Genomic DNA, 19,783 nt, shown 5'->3' with positions numbered 1-19,783 from the left:
GCCCGTTAGGATAAATCCGCACAAAAGAAGGAAATTACTCCTGCTGAATGCCTGCCACCAGCCATTTGCCGCCGGTGCTGCCATCCTTGATGTAGTGCCAGTATTCGCTAAACGGCACAGCAGGGGCGTTGACCGATTCGCTCACGGTGCCGGAGAAGCGCACGGTGGCGATATAACGACCGGCTTCTTCCACGGCTTCGGCCAGTTGGCAGTCCAGCTGCGGGAAGTCCGCCACATCGCCATTGCCGGCGATGTCGTTGCGCAGGCCTTCAAACAGATCCGGCGTCATGTACTTGCGTACTTCTTCCAGGCTGTCCGGTGAGTTAAGGCTTTGCAGATGCAGGAAAGTCGCCTTGGCCTGGCGCAGGAAGTTCGGCGTTTCGGTGCCGTCCGGCAGGCGGGCGAGTGCACCACCTGCCATGGCCGGTGCAGCGCCGCCGTAAGACGGTGCCTGACCCAGACCGGAGCCGATCTTGGGAATCGGATCGAAGCGGGCGGCATCCTGGCTGCTGCTATTGAATACCGGAGCGTTGCCGGCCGGCATCGGTGTGTTCATCGGTGCGGCGCTGGCGGCGTTCTTGCGGCGGAACCACATCAGGCCGCCAATGCCCAGCAGGCCCAGCAAGGCCAGTGTGCCCCAGGGGAAGCCAGAGCCACTGGCGGATTCAGATGCATTGCCGGAGGCATGGTTGCTGTTCATGGCCGAACCCAGCATATAGCCGGCTGCTGCGCCGGCTGCACCAGCCGCAATGGCCGTGCCTACACCCGGGCCTTTCTTGGGCTGTGCTTGCGGAGCAGCTTGAGGTGCCGGTGCCGGCATCGGAGTGGGCTGCTGGTAGCTCTTGGTCGGGGCCGAGCGGCGCATGCCGGCGCTCTTGCCTCCGCCCAGGCGAGCGGCTTCCGCGAACGGTGCCGCCAGGACAGAAACCAGGGTGAAGGCGAGCATGATCGTCTTCGCGCGAGGTGTCATGATTGTATTCTCCAGAGTAAAGGGCCCCGGTGTGACCGGGGCATGTGACTTTAGTTCGGGGCAAGCTGCTGTATTTCAAGCACGCAGGCATGGTTATCCGCCACGCTGAAGCGGATGTTGTAGTCATACAGTCGCACGCCATAAATGCGTTGCGGGTCATCCTGATAGGCGGGTCTGGGGTCTTGCGCCAGCACTTGCTCGATCAGTACGGCGAGTGCCGGCGGCGGAGAGGGCAGGGCGGTCAGTTGCTGCAGGGCTGTCGTACTCCAGTCCACCTGCAGGCAGGCTGGTGGACCATCGACAAAGCCGCCACGGGCTTCCGGCCGGGCTTCCACAAAAGGAATATAGGGTTTGATGTCCAGTACTGGCGTGCCATCCAGCAGGTCGGCGCCGGCCAGTTGCAGGCGTACGCCGTCGTGAAAATCGATGCCGCGCAGCTCTACCAGCGACAGGCCCAGCGGGTTGGGGCGATGGGTGGAGCGGCTGGCAAAAACCCCCACCTTGGCATTGCCGCCCAGGCGCGGTGGCCGCACCAGTGCTTGCCAGCCCCGACGGGCGGTCTGGTGGAATACGAAGCTGATCCAGACGTGGGAGAAGGCTTCCAGCCCGCGCACGGTGTCCGGATGATTGAATGGCGGCAGTAATTCCACACTGATGTCGGCGGCCGGGGCCAGCGAGGGTTGGCGCGGGATGCCGAATTTTTCCTTGTAGGGCGAGTGGACAATGCCAACTGCTGCAAACGGGTAGCTCATCTGGCGGATTGTAGCAGTCAGCCGCCAGGCTGCGCGGCTGTGGTTTGCAAATACAGAACAGCCCGGACGAGCGGGGGGTTTCGTCCGGGCTGATGACACAGCAAGGCTGCGGCAGGCTGTGAATCAGCCTACGAAGTGACGGTTGTAGCGGCCGGTGAGGCGGCTCATCGGCAACAGCATGAAGAAGTCGGCGCAGTTGAAGTCAGGGTCCCAGGCCGGTTCGCCGCAGATGAATGCACCAGCGCGCAGATAGCCCTTGATCAGCGGCGGCATTGGCGAGGAGGCAGCATCGTCCTGAATGCGGTCCAGCGGCAGCGGCAGGTGCGGAAACACGCGCCATTCCGCCGGGGACAGGTGGCTGGCTTCCAGCTGGCGATACAGGCTGACGGCCTGATGGCCACCGTCAGCCAGGCTGACACTGGCGCAACCAGCCAGATATTCGCCACCTTTTTTCTGTACATAGTCGGCCAGGCCAGACCACAGCAGGGCAATCACCCCGCCGCTGCGGAAATCCTTGTGAACGCAGGAGCGGCCGACTTCGATCAGGCCATCGCGCAGATTGTCCAGCCGGGTGAGGTCGAATTCGTGTTCGGAGTACAGCGAGGGTGCGCGGCGTGCCATGTCCGGCGGCAGCATGCGATAGGTGCCCACTACCAGGCCGCTGTTGGCGTCTTCCACAATCAGGTGGTCGCACAGCGCATCGTATTCGTCGCAGTCTATGCCCAGTTGCTGCGAGGACAGCTCGGCTCCCATTTCGCCGGCAAATACATCAAAGCGCAGTTTCTGGGCGCGGCGGATGTCTTCGGCTGTTTCAGCGACACGGACGCCCAGTTTCAGCTGGCGGCGGGTGGAAACGCTTTCGTTCAGTTGCATGACTTACTCCCCTCGGCACATGCGTGGCATGCTAGTTTTGTCAGCAAGGACTGTCGCTAGGGCTTTCGTTCCATCAGGCCGGCCGTTGCGGCAACTCCTTCATTTGGCAGCAGCTTTTGGGCCTGCTGTCCGTCCAAAACATGCTAATCATCCTGTTTGACGAAGACATTTCCGTCATATGACTTGTGGATGACCTGCGTTTTAACGCCGGGTTACAGCAGGGGTGAAGTAAATCAATGACTTACACGGTTATCGGTTTTGCCGTAGAATAGGCCGTTTTTCCTGCACGCATCACCCAATGCGTCGTTCGCATGCACGGGGTTCCGAGTACAGCCAGATGATTTATCCCACACAATTTGACGTGATCGTGGTCGGCGGCGGTCACGCCGGCACCGAGGCCGCACTGGCCGCAGCCCGCATGGGGCGCGCCACGCTACTGCTTACCCACAATATCGAGACCCTGGGTCAGATGTCGTGCAATCCGTCGATTGGTGGCATCGGCAAGGGTCACCTGGTGAAAGAGGTGGATGCACTGGGCGGCGCCATGGCGCTGGCCACCGACATTGGCGGCATCCAGTTCCGCACCCTGAATGCCTCGAAGGGGCCGGCGGTGCGCGCGACCCGCGCCCAGGCCGACCGCATTCTGTACAAGGCGGCCATTCGCGAGATGCTGGAAAACCAGCCCAATCTCACGCTATTCCAGCAGCCGGTGGATGATCTGCTGATCGAAGGCGACCGCGTGGCCGGTGCCATTACTGCCATTGGCATTACTTTCCGCGCCCGCACTGTGGTGCTGACTGCCGGCACCTTTTTGTCCGGCAAGATTCACGTCGGCCTGGAAAATTACACGGGTGGCCGGGCGGGTGATCAGGCGGCCTCCACGCTGGGTGCACGCTTGCGTGAGCTGGATTTGCCGGTGGGGCGTCTCAAGACCGGTACCCCGCCGCGTATCGATGGCCGCAGCATCGATTTTTCGGTAATGGAAGAGCAGCCGGGCGACACCCCCGAGCCGGTGTTCTCCTATCGCGGCCAGCGCAGCATGCATCCCAAGCAGTTGCCGTGCTGGATTACCCATACCAATCAGCAAACCCACGACATCATCCGCTCCGGCTTCGAGCGCAGCCCGATGTTTACCGGGGTGATCGAAGGGGTGGGGCCGCGCTATTGCCCGTCGATCGAAGACAAGATCAACCGTTTCGCCGACAAAGACAGCCATCAGGTTTTCCTGGAACCGGAAGGCCTGACCACGCACGAGTTCTACCCCAACGGGATTTCCACCAGCTTGCCGTTTGATATCCAGCTGGCTGCGGTGCGTTCCATTCGCGGCATGGAAAACGCCCACATCCTGCGCCCCGGCTATGCCATCGAATACGATTATTTCGACCCGCGCGGGCTCAAGTCCACACTGGAAACCAAGGCCATCAAGGGCTTGTTCTTTGCTGGCCAGATCAACGGCACCACCGGCTACGAAGAAGCGGCGGCGCAAGGCCTGCTGGCAGGCCTGAATGCTGGCCTGTATTCGCGTGACGAGGAAGGCTGGTGTCCGCGTCGCGACGAGGGCTATCTGGGCGTGCTGGTGGATGACCTCATCACCAAGGGGGTGTCCGAGCCTTACCGCATGTTTACCAGCCGTGCCGAATTCCGCCTGCAGCTGCGCGAAGACAATGCCGACTTGCGCCTCACCGAGATGGGCCGCAAGCTGGGCCTGGTGGGCGATGCGCAATGGGAGGCCTTCTGCCGCAAGCGCGACGCAGTGGAAGCCGAAACCGCACGCCTGAAAACCACTTGGCTGCATCCGGCCAAACTGCAGGACGCTGCCGCGCTGGAAACCTTGCTGGGCAAGGGCATCGAGCGTGAATACAACCTGTTCGACCTGCTCAAGCGCCCCAATGTCGCCTACCGCGACCTGATGACCCTGCCCGAGGCTGCTGGCGGTGTGGCGGACGACGTGGTTGCCGAACAAGTGGAAATTCAGGTCAAATATCAAGGCTATATCAACCGCCAGAACGAAGAGCTGGCGCGGCGCGACAATCTGGAAGACATCCGCCTGCCGGCCGACATCGACTTTGCTCTGGTCAAGGGCCTGTCCAAGGAAGTGCAACAAAAACTGAATCAGCAGCGCCCGGAAAACCTGGGCCAGGCTTCGCGCATCCAGGGCATTACCCCGGCGGCCGTTGCGCTGCTGATGGTGCATCTGAAACGCGGTTTTACCGACGCCAAAATTGAATAATTGCCAAGCCAAGCGCATGACACATACTGCAGAACTGAAAAACGGGCTGGATCAACTGGCCCTGGGGTTGAATGAACAACAGCTGGCCTTGCTGGATGGCTATCTGACGCTGCTGGCCAAATGGAACCACACTTATAACCTGACCGCCGTGCGTGAAGAACAGCGCATGGTCAGCTACCACCTGCTGGACAGCCTGTCGCTGGTGCCGCACCTGAATGGTGGTGCCCGCCTGCTGGACGTCGGCTCTGGCGGCGGCATGCCCGGTATTCCGGCGGCCATTGCCCGGCCCGATTTGCAGGTGGTGCTGCTGGATTCCAACCACAAGAAAACCACCTTCTTGCGCCAGGCCGTCATCGAACTGGGCCTGCCCAATGTCGAGGTCATCACCAGCCGGGTGGAAGCCTATCAGCCAGAGCAGAAGTTCGACCGCATCACCAGCCGCGCCTTTGCCGAGCTGGCGGAGTTCGTCAAGCTCACCCCGCACCTGCTGGCCGAAGGCGGCCAGTATCTGGCGATGAAGGGTGTCTATCCCTACGAAGAAATCTCGCTGCTGCCGGAGACGGTGGCCGTGGCCGAAGTATTGCCGGTGTCGGTGCCTGGTCTGGACGCCGAACGCCATCTGGTCAGAATGGTGGCTAAATGAATGCACGGGTGATCGCGGTCGCCAACCAGAAAGGTGGGGTCGGCAAGACCACCACCGTGGTCAACCTGGCAGCAGGTCTGGCCGAGCTGGGGCGGCGGGTGCTGATAGTGGATCTCGATCCGCAGGGCAATGCCACCATGGGTAGCGGCATCGCCAAGCAGACGCTGGAGCAGTCGGTCTATCACGTGCTGCTGGGCGATGCCTCGGTGGAAGAGGTGCGCCAGCCTGCCAAGCAGGGCGGCTATCACGTACTGCCCGCGAACCGCGACCTGGGCGGAGCCGAGCTGGAGCTGGTGAATGAGCTGGCACGCGAAGCCCGTCTGAAAAACGCACTCAGTCTGGTCGATGATCAGTACGACTATGTGTTGATCGACTGCCCGCCCTCGCTCAATCTGCTGACGCTGAACGGGCTGGTTGCCGCCAATAGCGTGCTGATTCCCATGGTGTGCGAATACTATGCGCTGGAAGGGTTGTCCGATCTGGTCACCACCCTGCGCAAGGTGCGCGCAGCGGTGAATCCGCGCATTGAAATCATGGGCCTGCTGCGTACCATGTTCGATGCGCGTAGTAATCTTTCACAGCAGGTTTCCGAGCAACTGGCCAGCCATTTTGGCAGCAAGGTGTTCGAAACCGTCATCCCGCGCAATGTGCGGCTGGCCGAGGCACCCAGCCATGGTCTGCCCGGTCTGGTGTACGACCGCAATGCCCGCGGTGCGCAGGCCTATCTCGCGCTGGCGCAGGAACTGACTGCCCGCCTCGAATCCGCAACCGCAACTCCATCTGTCTGACAACATGGCCAAACTCAAAGGACTCGGGCGCGGTCTTGACGCGCTCCTCGCCACCAGCGCTGCGGTAGACGACCGTCTTACCACGCTTTCCATCGACCTGATCCGTCCCGGTAAATACCAGCCGCGCAGTCATATGAACGAAGTGGCACTGGACGAACTGGCGGCTTCGATCCGGGCGCAGGGCATTATCCAGCCGGTGGTGGTGCGCGAAGTAGGCCTCGGTGAGTACGAACTGATCGCCGGTGAACGCCGCTGGCGCGCCGCGCGCAAGGCCGGTCTCACCGAAGTGCCGGCCGTGGTGAAAACCGTGGCTGATGAAGCCGCCCTGGCCATGGCACTGATCGAGAACATCCAGCGCCAGGAACTGGACCCGATAGAAGAAGCGCAAGGTCTCAAGCGGCTGATCAGCGAATTCGGTCTGACGCACGAAACCGCTGCCGATGCAGTAGGCCGCTCGCGCAGCGCGGTCTCCAATCTGTTGCGCCTGTTGGCGCTACCGGAGCCGGTACAGCACATGCTGCATCAGGGACTGCTGGAAATGGGCCATGCCCGTGCCTTGCTGGCGCTACCCGTGGTACAGCAGCTGGAGCTGGCGCATTTGGCGGTGGACAAGGGGTGGTCGGTGCGTGAAGTCGAGCGCCGGGTACAACAATTGTCTGACCAAAAAACCACAGTGGCTGCCGTGGACAAGCGTGTCGATCCGGACATTGCCCGGCTGGAGCAGGAAGTCTCGGAGCGCATCGGAGCCAAGGTCAGCATCCGTCATGGCGCGCGCGGGCAAGGCCGTTTGCAAGTGGAGTATGCCAATCTGGACGATCTGGAACGGCTGCTGGAAAAACTTCAAGCAAAATCAAGCAAATGATTATATGTTGCACTGCAATGGTGCGGGTGATGTTCAGTTTGACGCAAATCAAGCCCTCAGCCTATAATCGAGCGATTTTTTAAGTGTCGGACATGCAAAATGCGGAAGTCGGGCGCGTACTGCGCCTGCAGGCAAAACTGCTTGTAGTGGCTGTGCTACTTGGTGCCATATTGAGTGGTGGCACCACGGTGGTTCCGGTGTCGGTTCTGTTGGGGGGATTGTCGGCGCTGATTCCAGCCGCGGTCTATGCCAGAATCGCCTACGCCAAGCGGCATGTCCCACCTGCGGTGCTGATGAAGGCGCACTTCAAGGCTGAGGCAGTGAAATTCCTGCTGACTGTCTTTATGTTTGGTGCATCTTTGGTGTTTTTCAAGGATTTATCGGTAGTGGGTTTGCTGGCAGGCTTTTTCGCCACGGTGTCCGGCTACTGGTTAGGGCTTCTAATCAAATAATTGAGAAAAGAGCGATGGCAAGCAACGCAATTGAGTACATTAACCACCACCTTACTTTCTGGAACTCCGATCCGTCCCCGGCTCGTGGCTTCTGGAGCCTGCACGTAGACACCTTCTCGGTATCGCTGGTACTGGCTTTCGTGTTCGCCGGCATCTTCGCCATGGTGGCTCGTCGCGCCAGCCTGGAAAATCCGGGCAAGTTGCAGTTGTTCGTCGAATCCATCATTGAACTGGTCGATACCCAGGTCAAGGAAATCTTCCATGCCAAAAGCAAGGTCATCGCTCCGCTGGCGCTGACCATCTTCTGCTGGATCTTCCTGATGAACGCCATGGACATGCTGCCGGTTGACCTGCTGCCGAATATTGCACAGTGGATCGGTCACACCTTCTTCGGCCTGGAAGCACATCACGTTTACTTCCGCTCGGTACCGACCGCCGACGTGAACGCCACGTTCGCCATGTCGCTGTCTGTATTCCTGTGCATCATCGGCTTCTCCATCAAGGCCAAGGGCCTGGGCGGCTGGTTCAAGGAACTGCTGACTGCTCCTTTCCATACCCACCATCCGGTTGGTGCCATCATCCTGGCGCCGCTGAACTTCATCTTCCAGTTGGTGGAGCTGGTCGCCAAGCCGATCTCTCTCTCGCTTCGTTTGTTCGGTAACCTGTACGCTGGCGAACTGATCTTCATCCTGATTGCACTGCTGCCTTGGGGCGCGCAGTGGGTTCTGGGCGCACCGTGGGCCATCTTCCACATCCTGATCATTACCCTGCAGGCCTTCGTGTTCATGATGCTGACCATCGTGTACCTGAGCCTGGCAGTGGAAGCGCACTAAAGAGTTCGTGGTATTTGTTTTAGTTTGAGCTTTACCTTTGTTTTAGTTTTTTTACCAACCATCCTTGCATAAGTCTTAGGAGATAAATAATGGAAGCACTCGTTTCTCAGATTCAGTCGATGACCGCTATCGCAGCTGCTCTGATCATTGGCCTGGGCGCTCTGGGTACTGCTATCGGTTTCGCCATTCTGGGTGGCAAGTTCCTCGAGGCCTCCGCCCGTCAACCGGAAATGATCCCGGTTCTGCAAACCAAGCTGTTCATTATCGCCGGTCTGCTTGACGCGATTTCCATGATCGGTGTGGGCGTTGCCATGCTGTACACCTTCAGCAACCCGTTCCTGTCCGCTGCCAAAGCAGCTCTGGGTGGCTAATTTTTAGTCAGTAAACGGTTGGTGTAGAAGTCATTCTCTGGAGGAAAACAAGCGTGGAATTTAACGTAACACTACTGGGCCAGGCGATCACGTTCGCCATCCTGGTATGGTTCACCATGAAGTTTGTTTGGCCTCCGCTTACCAATATGATGGAAGAGCGTGCCAAGCGTATTGCAGACGGCTTGGCCGCTGCAGAACGTGGCAAGCAAGATCTGGAAGCCGCTGAAAAGCGCGTTGCGGACGAAGTTCGCAAGGCCAAGCAGCAAGCAATGGAAATCATTGCTTCTGCCGAGAAGCGTGCTACCCAGATCGTGGACGAAGCCAAAGACAATGCCAGCACTGAAGGTGCCCGTATTGTGGCTGACGCCAAAGGTCAGATCGATCAGGAAGTGATGCGTGCCAAGGAAGCCCTGCGTGAGCATGTGGCCCAGCTGGCCGTAGTCGGCGCAGAGAAGATCCTGCGCAAAGAGATCGATGCAGCCAAGCACGCCGACCTGCTTTCCTCCATCAAAGCGGAGTTTTAATTAACTCATGGCAGAACTCATTACCGTCGCAAGGCCCTACGCCGAAGCGGTATACAGCCTCGCCACCGAAACGCGTACGCTGGACCAGTGGTCCGATGCGCTTGCGTGGCTGGCTGCCATGGTGAACAACCCGGATATGGTCGAAGTTGTCACCGATCCGAAACATACCGCAAAAGAGGTTGAGGCGCTGATGCTGGATGTCCTCGGCGAGCGTGCCAATGAAAGCGTGAAAAACTTTCTGGTCGCCCTGATCGAGAACCACCGCCTGATGCTGCTGCCGCATATCGCCAGTCAGTTCGAACTGTACAAGGCCGAAGCGGAAAACATCGTTGATGCGCAAGTTGAAACGGCGTTCCCGCTGACCGAAGAACAGAAAGCCGAACTCACCAGCACGCTTTCCAAGAAATACGGCAAAACCGTACGTCTTGATGTGCGTGACAATGCCGATCTGATCGGTGGTGTGCGCGTACTGGTAGGTGACGATGTCATCGACAGTTCCGTGCGCGGCAAGCTGCAAGCGATGGCGGCAAGCCTCAAGAATTAGGAGAGATCATGCAGTTGAACCCCTCTGAAATCAGCGATCTGATCAAGGCCAAGATTCAGAACCTGGCTGAAGGCGCTGAAGTCCGTACCAAGGGTACGGTCATTTCCGTGACCGACGGTATCGTTCGTATCCACGGTCTGGCAGACGTGATGCAGGGCGAAATGCTCGAGTTCCCGGGCAATACCTACGGCCTCGCCATGAACCTGGAGCGCGACTTTGTCGGCGCCGTGATTCTGGGCGAGTACGAACACATTTCCGAAGGCGACGAAGTCAAGTGTACCGGTCGCATTCTGGAAGTGCCGGTAGGTCCGGAACTGGTGGGCCGTGTTGTCAATGCTCTGGGTCAGCCGATCGACGGCAAGGGTCCGGTTAACGCCAAGCTGTCCAGCCCGATCGAAAAGATCGCGCCGGGTGTGATTGCGCGTCAATCCGTATCCCAGCCGATGCAGACCGGCCTGAAAGCCATTGACTCCATGGTTCCGGTTGGCCGTGGTCAGCGTGAGCTGATCATTGGTGACCGCCAGACCGGCAAGACTGCCGTTGCTCTGGACGCCATCATCAATCAAAAGGGCACGGGCGTTGTTTGTATCTACGTAGCCGTAGGTCAAAAAGCCTCGTCCATCGCCAACGTGGTTCGCAAGCTGGAAGAGCACGGTGCACTGGGTCACACCATCATCGTTGCCGCTACCGCTTCCGAAGCTGCTGCGCTGCAATTCATTGCACCGTACTCCGGCTGCTCCATGGGCGAATACTTCCGCGACCGCGGCGAAGATGCACTGATCGTATACGATGACTTGTCCAAGCAAGCCGTTGCCTATCGTCAGATCTCCCTGCTGCTGCGTCGTCCGCCGGGCCGTGAAGCCTATCCTGGCGACGTGTTCTACCTCCACTCCCGTCTGCTGGAACGTGCTTCCCGCATCAACGAGGACGAAGTAGAAAAACTGACCAAGGGCGAAGTGAAGGGCAAGACCGGTTCGCTGACCGCACTGCCTATCATCGAAACCCAGGCTGGTGACGTTTCCGCCTTCGTTCCGACCAACGTGATTTCCATCACTGACGGCCAGATCTTCCTGGAATCCGACCTCTTCAACGCAGGTATCCGTCCGGCCATCAACGCCGGTATCTCGGTATCGCGCGTGGGTGGTGCGGCCCAGACCAAGGTCATCAAAAAGCTGGGTGGTGGTATTCGTCTGGCCCTGGCCCAGTATCGTGAACTGGCTGCGTTCTCGCAGTTCGCTTCCGACCTGGACGAAGCAACCCGCAAGCAGCTGCAACACGGTGAAGTGGTTACCGAACTGATGAAGCAGAAGCAGTTCGTGCCGCTGGCCACCGCTGAAATGGCGCTGACCCTGTGGGCTGTGAACAAGGGTAGCTACGAAGACGTTCCGGTGAAGAAGGCCCTGGCATTCGAAGCTGAGTTCCTCGCCTACGTGCGTGCGAACCACAGCGATGTACTGGCAGCCGTTAACGCTTCGGGCGATCTGTCCGGCGACAACGAGAAGCTACTGGCCAAGGCGATGGAATCGTTCAAGGCTGGCTACAGCTTCAACTGAGCCTTTCGACTCACGTCGTAGCTAAAGAAAGGTTCAGGAATGGCAGTCGGTAAAGAGATTCTCACCAAGATCCGAAGCGTGCAAAACACGCAGAAGATCACTCGCGCGATGCAAATGGTGTCAACCTCCAAGATGCGCAAAACGCAAGAGCGTATGCGCGCTGCCCGTCCTTATGCTGAGAAGGTGCGCACGGTTATGGCGCACCTTGCTCAGGCAAACGCGGATCTTGGTCATCCACTGCTTGCACGCCGTGACGTTGTCAAGCGCGCTGGTATCATCCTGGTTTCCTCTGACAAGGGCCTGTGTGGCGGCCTGAACGTGAACTCGTTCAAGCGCTTCTATGCCAAGGTCAAGGAACTGCAGGATCAAAACGTCGAAATCGACGTGTGCTGCCTGGGTCAAAAGGCCCTGGCTGCAACCCAGCGTGCTCGTCTCAATGTCGTGGCTAGCGCCGTCCAGCTCGGTGATATTCCGAAGATGGACAAACTAATTGGCCCGCTTACAGTGCTGTTCAAGCAGTACGCTGAAGGCGAACTGGACGCGGTTTACATCGTCTATTCCGGTTTCATCAACACGATGAAACAGGAACCGACAATCGAACAGCTCCTGCCGTTGACTCCGCATCACATGGTGGTGGAGCACTCGCATTCGTGGGATTACCTCTACGAACCGGATGCCCCCAGCCTGATGGAGTTCTTGGTCAAGCGTTACCTGGAGTCGGTGGTGTATCAGGCTCTGGCCGAAAATATGGCTTCCGAACAGGCAGCGCGTATGGTGGCCATGAAAGCCGCAACCGACAACGCGGGTAATACGATCAAGCAGCTGCGCCTTGTGTACAACAAGGCCCGTCAAGCGGCGATTACCACTGAGCTGTCTGAGATTGTGGCTGGTGCCGCAGCGGTGTAAGCCGTACACAGACTGTAAAAGTTAAATGTTTAGGAACCGATAATGAGCCAAGGCAAAATCGTACAAATCATTGGTGCGGTGATCGACGTGGAATTCCCGCGCGACGCCATGCCGAAGGTTTATGATGCCCTGAAGCTGGTTGACGCTGACCTGACGCTCGAAGTCCAGCAACAGCTGGGCGACGGCGTGGTCCGTACCATTGCGATGGGTAGCTCGGACGGCCTGAAGCGTGGCATGGCTGTTGCCAACACCGGCGCACCGATTTCGGTGCCGGTGGGTAACGCCACCCTGGGTCGTATCATGGATGTACTGGGTAATCCGGTTGATGAAGCTGGTCCGGTGGCTACCGACGCACGTCGCGCCATTCACCAGTCTGCTCCGAAGTTCGACGAGCTGTCTTCCGCTACCGACCTGTTGGAAACTGGCATCAAGGTGATTGACCTGCTGTGCCCGTTCGCCAAGGGCGGTAAGGTTGGTCTGTTCGGCGGTGCCGGTGTAGGCAAGACCGTGAACATGATGGAACTGATCAACAACATCGCGAAGGCCCACTCCGGTCTGTCCGTGTTCGCTGGTGTAGGTGAGCGTACCCGTGAAGGTAACGACTTCTACCACGAAATGAAGGACTCCAACGTACTGGACAAGGTAGCGATGGTGTATGGCCAGATGAACGAGCCGCCGGGTAACCGTCTGCGCGTTGCTCTGACCGGTCTGACCATGGCCGAGCACTTCCGTGACGAGAAGGACGAGTCTGGTAAGGGCCGTGACGTACTGTTGTTCGTTGACAACATCTACCGTTACACCCTGGCCGGTACCGAAGTATCCGCACTGCTGGGCCGTATGCCTTCCGCCGTGGGTTACCAGCCGACTCTGGCCGAAGAAATGGGCCGTCTGCAAGAACGTATTACCTCGACCAAGGATGGTTCCATTACCTCCATCCAGGCCGTATACGTCCCTGCGGATGACTTGACCGACCCGTCCCCGGCAACCACCTTTGCCCACTTGGACGCTACCGTGGTTCTGTCGCGTGACATCGCTGCCCTGGGTATCTACCCGGCCGTTGACCCGCTGGACTCCACTTCGCGCCAGCTGGACCCGCTGGTGGTTGGTGACGAGCACTACTCCGTAGCCCGTGGCGTGCAATCCACGCTGCAGCGCTACAAGGAACTGCGCGACATCATCGCCATTCTGGGTATGGACGAACTGTCCGAGGAAGACAAACTGGTCGTGGCACGCGCTCGTAAGATCCAGCGTTTCCTGTCCCAGCCCTTCCACGTGGCCGAAGTATTTACCGGTTCCCCGGGCAAATACGTCTCCCTGCGCGACACCATCAAGGGCTTCAAGGCGATTCTCGCTGGCGAATACGACCACCTGCCGGAACAAGCGTTCTACATGGTTGGCTCTATTGAAGAAGCCGCTGAGAAAGCCAAGACCCTTTAATTAAGGAGAGGGCTTATGTCCAAGATGCATGTGGAAGTGGTGAGCACCGAACAACTCATCTACTCTGGCGAAGCCGAGTTTCTGGTCGCTCCGGCGCTGGAAGGTGAGATCGGTGTCTATCCGCGACACGTGCCGCTCCTGACCCGTATCAAACCCGGTGTACTGCGCATGACAGTACCCGGCAGCAAGGAAGAAGTGTTGGTGGCTGTCTCCGGCGGCATGCTGGAAGTACAGCCCACCCACATCACCGTACTGGCTGATACGGCGATCCGCGGCGAGGATCTCGACGAAGCTCGCGCCAATGAGGCCAAGCGCGCCGCAGAGGAATCTCTGCAGCACGCTACCGATGACCTGAGCACGGCAAAGGCGCACGCTGCCCTGGCAGTAGCCATTGCCCAGCTCAAGGCACTGGATTACCTCAAGAAGCGTGTGCACTAAAAGCGCGAGAACGAATCGTGTATAGTTGCAGGCTGCCACTTATGTGGCAGCCTTTTTCATTTCTGGTCAGCAAAGAGTTCGCATGGATAGCCTCAGTATTGTCATTCTGGCGGCAGGCAAGGGTACCCGCATGTACTCCGCCAAACCCAAGGTTTTGCACCCCATCGGCGGTGCGCCAATGCTGGCGCGCGTCATTGCCACCGCTCGCACGCTCAAGCCGACGCGGCTGGTGGTGGTGTACGGATTTGGCGGCGAGCAGGTGCGCCAGGTCATCAAGGACGAAGACATCATCTGGGCTGAACAGGCCGAGCAACTGGGGACGGGTCACGCGCTGAAAATGGCGCTGTCGGCCTTGCCGCAGGATGGTAAGACCCTGGTGCTGTACGGCGATGTTCCGCTCACCCGCAGCGAAACGCTGCAGCAGCTGATTGCCGCTGCTGGTGATGGCATGGCGGTGCTGACCGATATTCTGGACGATGCCACTGGCTATGGCCGCATGCTGCGCGATGCCGATGGCAAGCTCAAGGCCATTGTCGAGCACAAGGATTGCACGCCGGAGCAGCTGGCCATCCGTGAAATCAATACCGGCATGATGGTGCTGCCCAACCGTCATCTGGGCGACTGGCTGCATGCCTTGCGCAATGGCAATGCCCAGGGCGAATACTATCTGACCGACGTGCTGGAACTGGCCGTTGCGGCTGGCATCAGTGTGGAAAGCGCCAGCGTGTCGGCCTCCTGGGAAGCCGCTGGGGTCAACAACAAGCTGCAACTGGCCGAACTGGAGCGCATCCTGCAACAAAACCAGGCGCGTGCACTGCTGACTGCCGGTGTCACGCTGGCCGACCCGGGCCGCATCGATATTCGTGGCACCCTGCAACACGGCCGTGATGTCAGCATTGACGTCAATTGCGTGTTCGAAGGTGTGGTGGAACTGGGCGACAATGTCGAAATCGGTGCCAACTGCATCCTGAAGAATGTCAGCGTCGCCGCCGGTAGCCGCATTGCCGCGTTTTCCCATCTGGAAGATGCTGTGGTCGGAGCGGATTGCCGCCTCGGTCCCTATGCTCGCCTGCGCCCTGGTGCCGTGCTGGCCGACGAAGTGCACATCGGCAATTTCGTCGAAGTGAAAAAGAGCAGCATTGGTTTGGGTTCCAAGGTCAATCACCTCACCTATATCGGTGATGCCGAAATCGGCAGCAAGGTGAACGTGGGTGCCGGCTCGGTGACTTGCAATTACGATGGCGTGAACAAGTTCAAGACCGTGATTGGCGACAATGTGTTTGTCGGCTCCGGCACGCTGATGGTGGCCCCGGTTACCCTGGAAAGCGGCGCAACAGTCGGTGCCGGCTCGGTGATCAGCCGCACCGCCCCGGCCGATGCCCTGACCGTGGCCCGTGCACGGCAGGTGACGATTGCCGGCTGGAAGCGACCGCAGAAAAAGAGCTGAAGCTACTTAGCGCCAGCCTCCGATGCCCGGTGTGTTTCCTGTATGGAAGCCACCGGGTTTTTGCTGGATGTTATCTTTCAATGTTGTCGTTTTTCTTTCGTTTCGAAAGAAAATTGCTTGATTTGTTGTTTTGTTTCATTGCCAAGGTTTTTCCGCCTTGCTATCATCGGCAAACTTTCGAAACGAAATGATGGCATGACCAAACGAAACACTCAGCAGCGCCGCCATGCCATTGCCACTCTGGTGCAAGAACAGGGCGAGGTGAGCGTGGACGAGCTGACCCGCCGCTTTGCCACCTCTGAAGTCACCATCCGCAAGGATCTGGCCCTGCTGGAAACCGGTGGCCTGCTGCTGCGCCGCTATGGTGGTGCGGTGTCCCTGCCCAGCGAAATGATGGCCGAGCCGGATGCCGGCCAGCTGTCCGACCGCAAGCTGGATATCGCCCGTGCCGCTGCCGAGCGCATTCGCGACCATAACCGCATCATCATCGATAGCGGTACCACCACCAGCGGCATGATTCCCTTGCTGGGTAACAAGCGCGGCCTGGTGGTGATGACCAATTCGCTCAATGTGGCCGCTGCGCTACGCGAGCTGGAAAACGAACCCACCCTGCTGATGACCGGTGGCACCTGGGACCCGCACTCCGAATCGTTTCAGGGGCAGGTGGCCGAGCAGGTGCTGCGCTCCTACGATTTCGACCAGCTATTTGTCGGTGCCGACGGCATCGATCTGGAACGCGGCACCACCACCTTCAACGAGCTGGTGGGGCTGTCGCGGGTCATGGCTGAAGTGGCGCGCGAAGTCATCGTCATGGTGGAGTCGGACAAGATAGGCCGCCGCATTCCCAACCTGGAATTGCCGTGGCACAACATTCACACCCTGATTACCGACGAGGCCCTGCCCGCCGCATCAGCGGACATGATCAAAGCGAAGGGCATCACGCTGATTTGCGCGCCCTCGAACAGTGACAGTGCAAGGAGAAAATAATGTGTGGCATCGTCGGCGCCATTGCGGCGCGCAATGTGGTTTCCATCCTGGTAGACGGCCTGAAGCGACTGGAATATCGCGGTTATGACTCCGCCGGCATCGCCGTGCATACCGGCACGGCCATCAGCCGGGTGCGCCGTGTTGGCCGCGTGGCCGAAATGGAAGCCGCCGCTGCCGCCGAAAACCTGCAGGGCACGCTGGGCATTGGCCACACCCGCTGGGCCACCCATGGCGGCGTGACCGAACCCAATGCCCACCCGCATGTCTCGCACGACAGCATTGCCGTGGTGCACAACGGCATCATTGAAAACCACGAACAGCAGCGCGAAGCCCTCAAGGCCCTGGGCTATGTGTTCGAATCGCAAACCGATACTGAAGTCATCGCCCATCTGGTACACCATCATTACCAGAAGGGTGTCAGCCTGTTCGATGCCGTCAAGCAGGCCACCCGCCAGCTGAGCGGCGCTTACGCCATCGGCGTCATCGCGCTGGACCGTCCGGACGAGCTGGTATGCGCCCGCATGGGCTGCCCGCTGCTGGTGGGACTGGGCGAGGGCGAGCACTTCATTGCCTCCGACGTCTCTGCCATCCTGTCTGCCACGCGCCGTGTCATCTTCCTGGAAGAAGGCGATATCGGCCTGCTTACCCGCGACAGCGTATTGCTGCATGACAAGAACGACCAGCTCATCGAGCGCGCCGTGCATGTGTCTGATGTTTCGCTGGCTTCGCTGGAACTGGGCCCGTACAGCCATTTCATGCAAAAGGAAATCCACGAGCAGCCCAAGGCCCTGTCCGACACCATCGAAGCGGTGCTGGAAAACGGCTTTGTCGCCGAGCTGTTTGGTGCGCGTGCCAGCGAACTGCTGCCGCAAGTCGAGGGCGTCAAGATTCTGGCCTGCGGTACCAGCTTCTACGCCGGCCTGACGGCCAAGTACTGGATTGAAAGCATTGCCGGCATCAGCTGCGATGTGGAAATCGCTAGCGAATACCGCTACCGTGATGCCTTTGCCAACCCCAAGCATCTGGTGGTTACCATCTCCCAGTCCGGTGAAACGCTGGACACCATGGAAGCGCTGAAATACGCCAAGGAGCTGGGCCACAGCATGGCCCTGTCCATCTGCAATGTGCGCGAATCCGCCATTCCGCGCGCCAGCGAACTGGTGTTCTACACCCGAGCCGGCGCAGAAATCGGCGTCGCCTCCACCAAGGCCTTCACCACCCAGCTGGTGGGTCTGTTCGCCCTGGCCGTTACCCTGGGCAAGCAGCGTGGCCGGGTGGATGCCGCTGCCGAACACGGCTATCAGGAAGCCCTGCGTCAGCTGCCGGGCTCGGTGCAGCACGCACTGAATCTGGAACCGCAAATCAAGGCCTGGTCCGACAAGTTTGCCGGCAAGCAGAACGCGCTGTTCCTGGGCCGTGGCCTGCACTACCCGATTGCCCTGGAAGGCGCGCTCAAGCTCAAGGAAATCTCCTACATCCACGCCGAAGCCTACCCGGCAGGCGAGCTGAAGCATGGCCCGCTGGCGCTGGTGGACGAAAGCATGCCGGTGGTGGTGATCGCTCCTAATGACGCCCTGCTGGAAAAGGTGAAGTCAAACATGCAGGAAGTGCGCGCCCGTGGCGGCGAGCTGTTTGTGTTTGCCGATCTGGACAGCCACTTCAGCGAGTCCGACGGCGTGCATGTCATCCGCACTCCACGCCATGTCGGCGTGCTGTCCGCCATCGTCCACACCATTCCGGTACAGATGCTGGCCTACCACGTCGCCCTGGCCCGCGGCACGGACGTCGACAAACCACGCAACCTGGCTAAGAGTGTGACGGTTGAGTAAGCAGGCGTGTGATGACTTGACTACTGTAAGCGGTAAATAGAAGCGTTGGTTTTTAGTTTCGAAGAAGCGTGGGTTTTCGTAGCCTCGGTTGCCTGGAAACCCACGCCAGCATAGCTTCCCAACGTATTTATTTGTCGCGACATTTCCAGCCAGAATTGCACAAGAAGCACCCCCCATTCTTTTTAGAATTCGTCCTGGGCGCGACCGCCTAACCTCCTCTTGCTGCCGTAGCGTTGACTACTCAGTACGGTGGTATTCACGTCTTCGGTATTACTCACAAGCAGATTTTATGAGTAGCACATCTAGTGGGCTATATCCGTATAGCTTAAAACCCACGCCTTCGGTTGTGCAGGGAGATGGCCATCTGAGCCCCTCCGTCTTGGGCGTCTTGGATGATGTGTGGTCTGCAGCCTGCGATGGGGGTATAGCTGGTAAGGGCTGTTGACTGACGTTGGTAATGGGTTCTGTAGGGGTAGTAGCTTTCTGTAGAAATGTAAGTCAATACATACTTTTTCGTCGAGGAACGGGTGACGAAGTTTGGGGTATGGCAATGATGCTTGGTTTGTTTAGTCGCCGCTTGCAGGTGTGGATGCTGCGGCCGAAACCAAGTCTCGGTATTCAATAAAGGCGTCCAAACTTCTGCTGCGCAGGATAACGAGGCATCGTAGGAAGTCGGGTAAGAATAGATTTCCAGACGTTACGTGAGCGGCGAGGGTCTTCTGTGTGAAGTTGGCGCCAAGTGTGGTTAGCCGAGCGACAAGCTCATCGATGCTCACTGGTGGGATTTGACGGATTTCGCTAAGAATGACAGCTTTAGCACGCTCTTCCCATGGGGTTGCAACATCAAATGCTGTTTGCCAAAGCATAGGCGGCTCGGCATCAATCACATGAAGAATCTGCAGGAATAACTCCAAACGTACCCTTCCGAGCGCGACACGAGACGCCAGCGCTTTTTCGTCTTCGTGCATGCCAAATGTAGTAGCTAACCGCCTGGCGAGCTCGGCATAGCCTACATCTTTTCGCATGAGGGCAACGCGAACGACACGGGCAGCCAAGCTTGCCCAGGGAGCAATTTTTTCGCTCACAAATTTCCTTGTGTTCTCGAAATTTACGTCTATTGTTTACGCTGTAAATACCTATATTTTATAGGAGAGCTCTCGCCGTCTGGAATGGGCAAGGACCCCGATAGCAGCGTTGAAGTAGCTCAATTGTAGAAAGGTCGGCTGTTTCTGCCAATGGTTGGTGTGCTGGCTTGCATGTGGGCTAAGAAGGGAGCTTATGGCGCAACAGAGTGAGCAAAGAGATGGCTTGGCGGTTTGCAAGCTGAGTTAAGCGAGGGTATTG

General features: G+C 58.7%; 20 protein-coding genes. 16 read left to right on the top strand and 4 right to left on the bottom strand.

What is annotated here, in order from left to right; translation table 11 throughout:
- Positions 1-34: 34 nt before the first annotated feature.
- The 3 genes from FAZ30_RS03735 to FAZ30_RS03725 all read right to left on the bottom strand — a co-directional run bounded on the left by FAZ30_RS03735 (position 35) and on the right by FAZ30_RS03725 (position 2,595).
- Positions 35-970: a Tim44 domain-containing protein gene (locus FAZ30_RS03735; RefSeq protein ID WP_137008786.1), complete on the bottom strand. Its 936-nt coding sequence runs from the start codon at positions 968-970 to the stop codon at positions 35-37.
- A gap of 50 nt (positions 971-1,020) precedes the next feature.
- A complete protein-coding gene (gene tsaA / locus FAZ30_RS03730) occupies positions 1,021-1,722 on the bottom strand; it encodes a tRNA (N6-threonylcarbamoyladenosine(37)-N6)-methyltransferase TrmO (protein WP_137008784.1) in 702 nt (233 codons plus the stop codon).
- Between the two features lie 123 nt (positions 1,723-1,845).
- On the bottom strand, positions 1,846-2,595 hold the full coding sequence (locus FAZ30_RS03725; RefSeq protein WP_137008782.1) for a GNAT family N-acetyltransferase: 750 nt from the start codon (positions 2,593-2,595) through the stop codon (positions 1,846-1,848).
- A 337-nt stretch (positions 2,596-2,932) separates the two neighbouring features.
- Here FAZ30_RS03725 and mnmG point away from each other — a divergent pair, with 337 nt between their 5' ends.
- The 16 genes from mnmG (at position 2,933) to glmS (ending at position 18,439) form a co-directional block, all read left to right on the top strand.
- The gene (gene mnmG, locus FAZ30_RS03720) at positions 2,933-4,825 is read left to right on the top strand and encodes a tRNA uridine-5-carboxymethylaminomethyl(34) synthesis enzyme MnmG (protein ID WP_137010181.1); all 1,893 of its coding nucleotides are present in this window, start codon (positions 2,933-2,935) and stop codon (positions 4,823-4,825) included.
- Between the two features lie 16 nt (positions 4,826-4,841).
- Positions 4,842-5,468: a 16S rRNA (guanine(527)-N(7))-methyltransferase RsmG gene (gene rsmG, locus FAZ30_RS03715; RefSeq protein WP_124644478.1), complete on the top strand. Its 627-nt coding sequence runs from the start codon at positions 4,842-4,844 to the stop codon at positions 5,466-5,468.
- Complete coding sequence (locus FAZ30_RS03710) at positions 5,465-6,256, top strand: ParA family protein (protein WP_124644479.1); 792 nt, start codon at positions 5,465-5,467, stop codon at positions 6,254-6,256. The genes rsmG and FAZ30_RS03710 overlap by 4 nt, the downstream gene beginning before the upstream one ends.
- A gap of 4 nt (positions 6,257-6,260) precedes the next feature.
- A complete protein-coding gene (locus tag FAZ30_RS03705) occupies positions 6,261-7,118 on the top strand; it encodes a ParB/RepB/Spo0J family partition protein (protein ID WP_124644480.1) in 858 nt (285 codons plus the stop codon).
- A 92-nt stretch (positions 7,119-7,210) separates the two neighbouring features.
- On the top strand, positions 7,211-7,570 hold the full coding sequence (locus FAZ30_RS03700) for an ATP synthase subunit I (RefSeq protein WP_124644481.1): 360 nt from the start codon (positions 7,211-7,213) through the stop codon (positions 7,568-7,570).
- A gap of 14 nt (positions 7,571-7,584) precedes the next feature.
- Entirely contained in the window at positions 7,585-8,403 is an 819-nt protein-coding gene (atpB, locus tag FAZ30_RS03695; protein WP_124644482.1) for a F0F1 ATP synthase subunit A, read from the top strand.
- A gap of 89 nt (positions 8,404-8,492) precedes the next feature.
- Positions 8,493-8,774, top strand: a complete 282-nt coding sequence (atpE, locus tag FAZ30_RS03690) for a F0F1 ATP synthase subunit C (RefSeq protein ID WP_045847701.1) — start codon at positions 8,493-8,495, stop codon at positions 8,772-8,774.
- 53 nt (positions 8,775-8,827) lie between these two features.
- Positions 8,828-9,298 (top strand): F0F1 ATP synthase subunit B, encoded by a 471-nt coding sequence (locus FAZ30_RS03685; protein WP_103523580.1) that lies wholly within the window; start codon positions 8,828-8,830, stop codon positions 9,296-9,298.
- Positions 9,299-9,305: 7 nt separating this feature from the next.
- On the top strand, positions 9,306-9,842 hold the full coding sequence (locus FAZ30_RS03680) for a F0F1 ATP synthase subunit delta (protein WP_124644483.1): 537 nt from the start codon (positions 9,306-9,308) through the stop codon (positions 9,840-9,842).
- An 8-nt stretch (positions 9,843-9,850) separates the two neighbouring features.
- Positions 9,851-11,395 carry a F0F1 ATP synthase subunit alpha gene (atpA, locus tag FAZ30_RS03675; protein WP_124644484.1) on the top strand — a complete coding sequence of 515 codons (1,545 nt, stop codon included), beginning with the start codon at positions 9,851-9,853 and terminating at the stop codon, positions 11,393-11,395.
- A 39-nt stretch (positions 11,396-11,434) separates the two neighbouring features.
- A complete protein-coding gene (atpG, locus tag FAZ30_RS03670; protein WP_124644485.1) occupies positions 11,435-12,301 on the top strand; it encodes a F0F1 ATP synthase subunit gamma in 867 nt (288 codons plus the stop codon).
- Between the two features lie 42 nt (positions 12,302-12,343).
- Positions 12,344-13,738, top strand: coding sequence for a F0F1 ATP synthase subunit beta (gene atpD / locus FAZ30_RS03665; protein WP_124644486.1), 1,395 nt, complete (start codon positions 12,344-12,346; stop codon positions 13,736-13,738).
- A gap of 15 nt (positions 13,739-13,753) precedes the next feature.
- Positions 13,754-14,176 (top strand): F0F1 ATP synthase subunit epsilon, encoded by a 423-nt coding sequence (locus FAZ30_RS03660; protein WP_059285294.1) that lies wholly within the window; start codon positions 13,754-13,756, stop codon positions 14,174-14,176.
- 82 nt (positions 14,177-14,258) lie between these two features.
- Positions 14,259-15,623: a bifunctional UDP-N-acetylglucosamine diphosphorylase/glucosamine-1-phosphate N-acetyltransferase GlmU gene (gene glmU / locus FAZ30_RS03655; protein WP_124644487.1), complete on the top strand. Its 1,365-nt coding sequence runs from the start codon at positions 14,259-14,261 to the stop codon at positions 15,621-15,623.
- 195 nt (positions 15,624-15,818) lie between these two features.
- Positions 15,819-16,610 carry a DeoR/GlpR family DNA-binding transcription regulator gene (locus FAZ30_RS03650; RefSeq protein ID WP_124644488.1) on the top strand — a complete coding sequence of 264 codons (792 nt, stop codon included), beginning with the start codon at positions 15,819-15,821 and terminating at the stop codon, positions 16,608-16,610.
- The gene (gene glmS, locus FAZ30_RS03645; protein ID WP_124644489.1) at positions 16,610-18,439 is read left to right on the top strand and encodes a glutamine--fructose-6-phosphate transaminase (isomerizing); all 1,830 of its coding nucleotides are present in this window, start codon (positions 16,610-16,612) and stop codon (positions 18,437-18,439) included. The genes FAZ30_RS03650 and glmS overlap by 1 nt, the downstream gene beginning before the upstream one ends.
- A 566-nt stretch (positions 18,440-19,005) precedes the next feature.
- On the opposite strand, the gene FAZ30_RS03640 is transcribed toward glmS, so the two are convergent.
- Positions 19,006-19,524 (bottom strand): DUF6471 domain-containing protein, encoded by a 519-nt coding sequence (locus FAZ30_RS03640; protein WP_137008780.1) that lies wholly within the window; start codon positions 19,522-19,524, stop codon positions 19,006-19,008.
- Between the last annotated feature and the right edge of the window lie 259 nt (positions 19,525-19,783).

This window comes from Aquitalea aquatilis (genome assembly GCF_005155025.1).
Taxonomy (GTDB): Bacteria; Pseudomonadota; Gammaproteobacteria; order Burkholderiales; family Chromobacteriaceae; genus Aquitalea; species Aquitalea aquatilis.
Note: the sequence above shows the minus strand (reverse complement) of the source record. Positions and strands in the feature narration are given on the sequence as shown.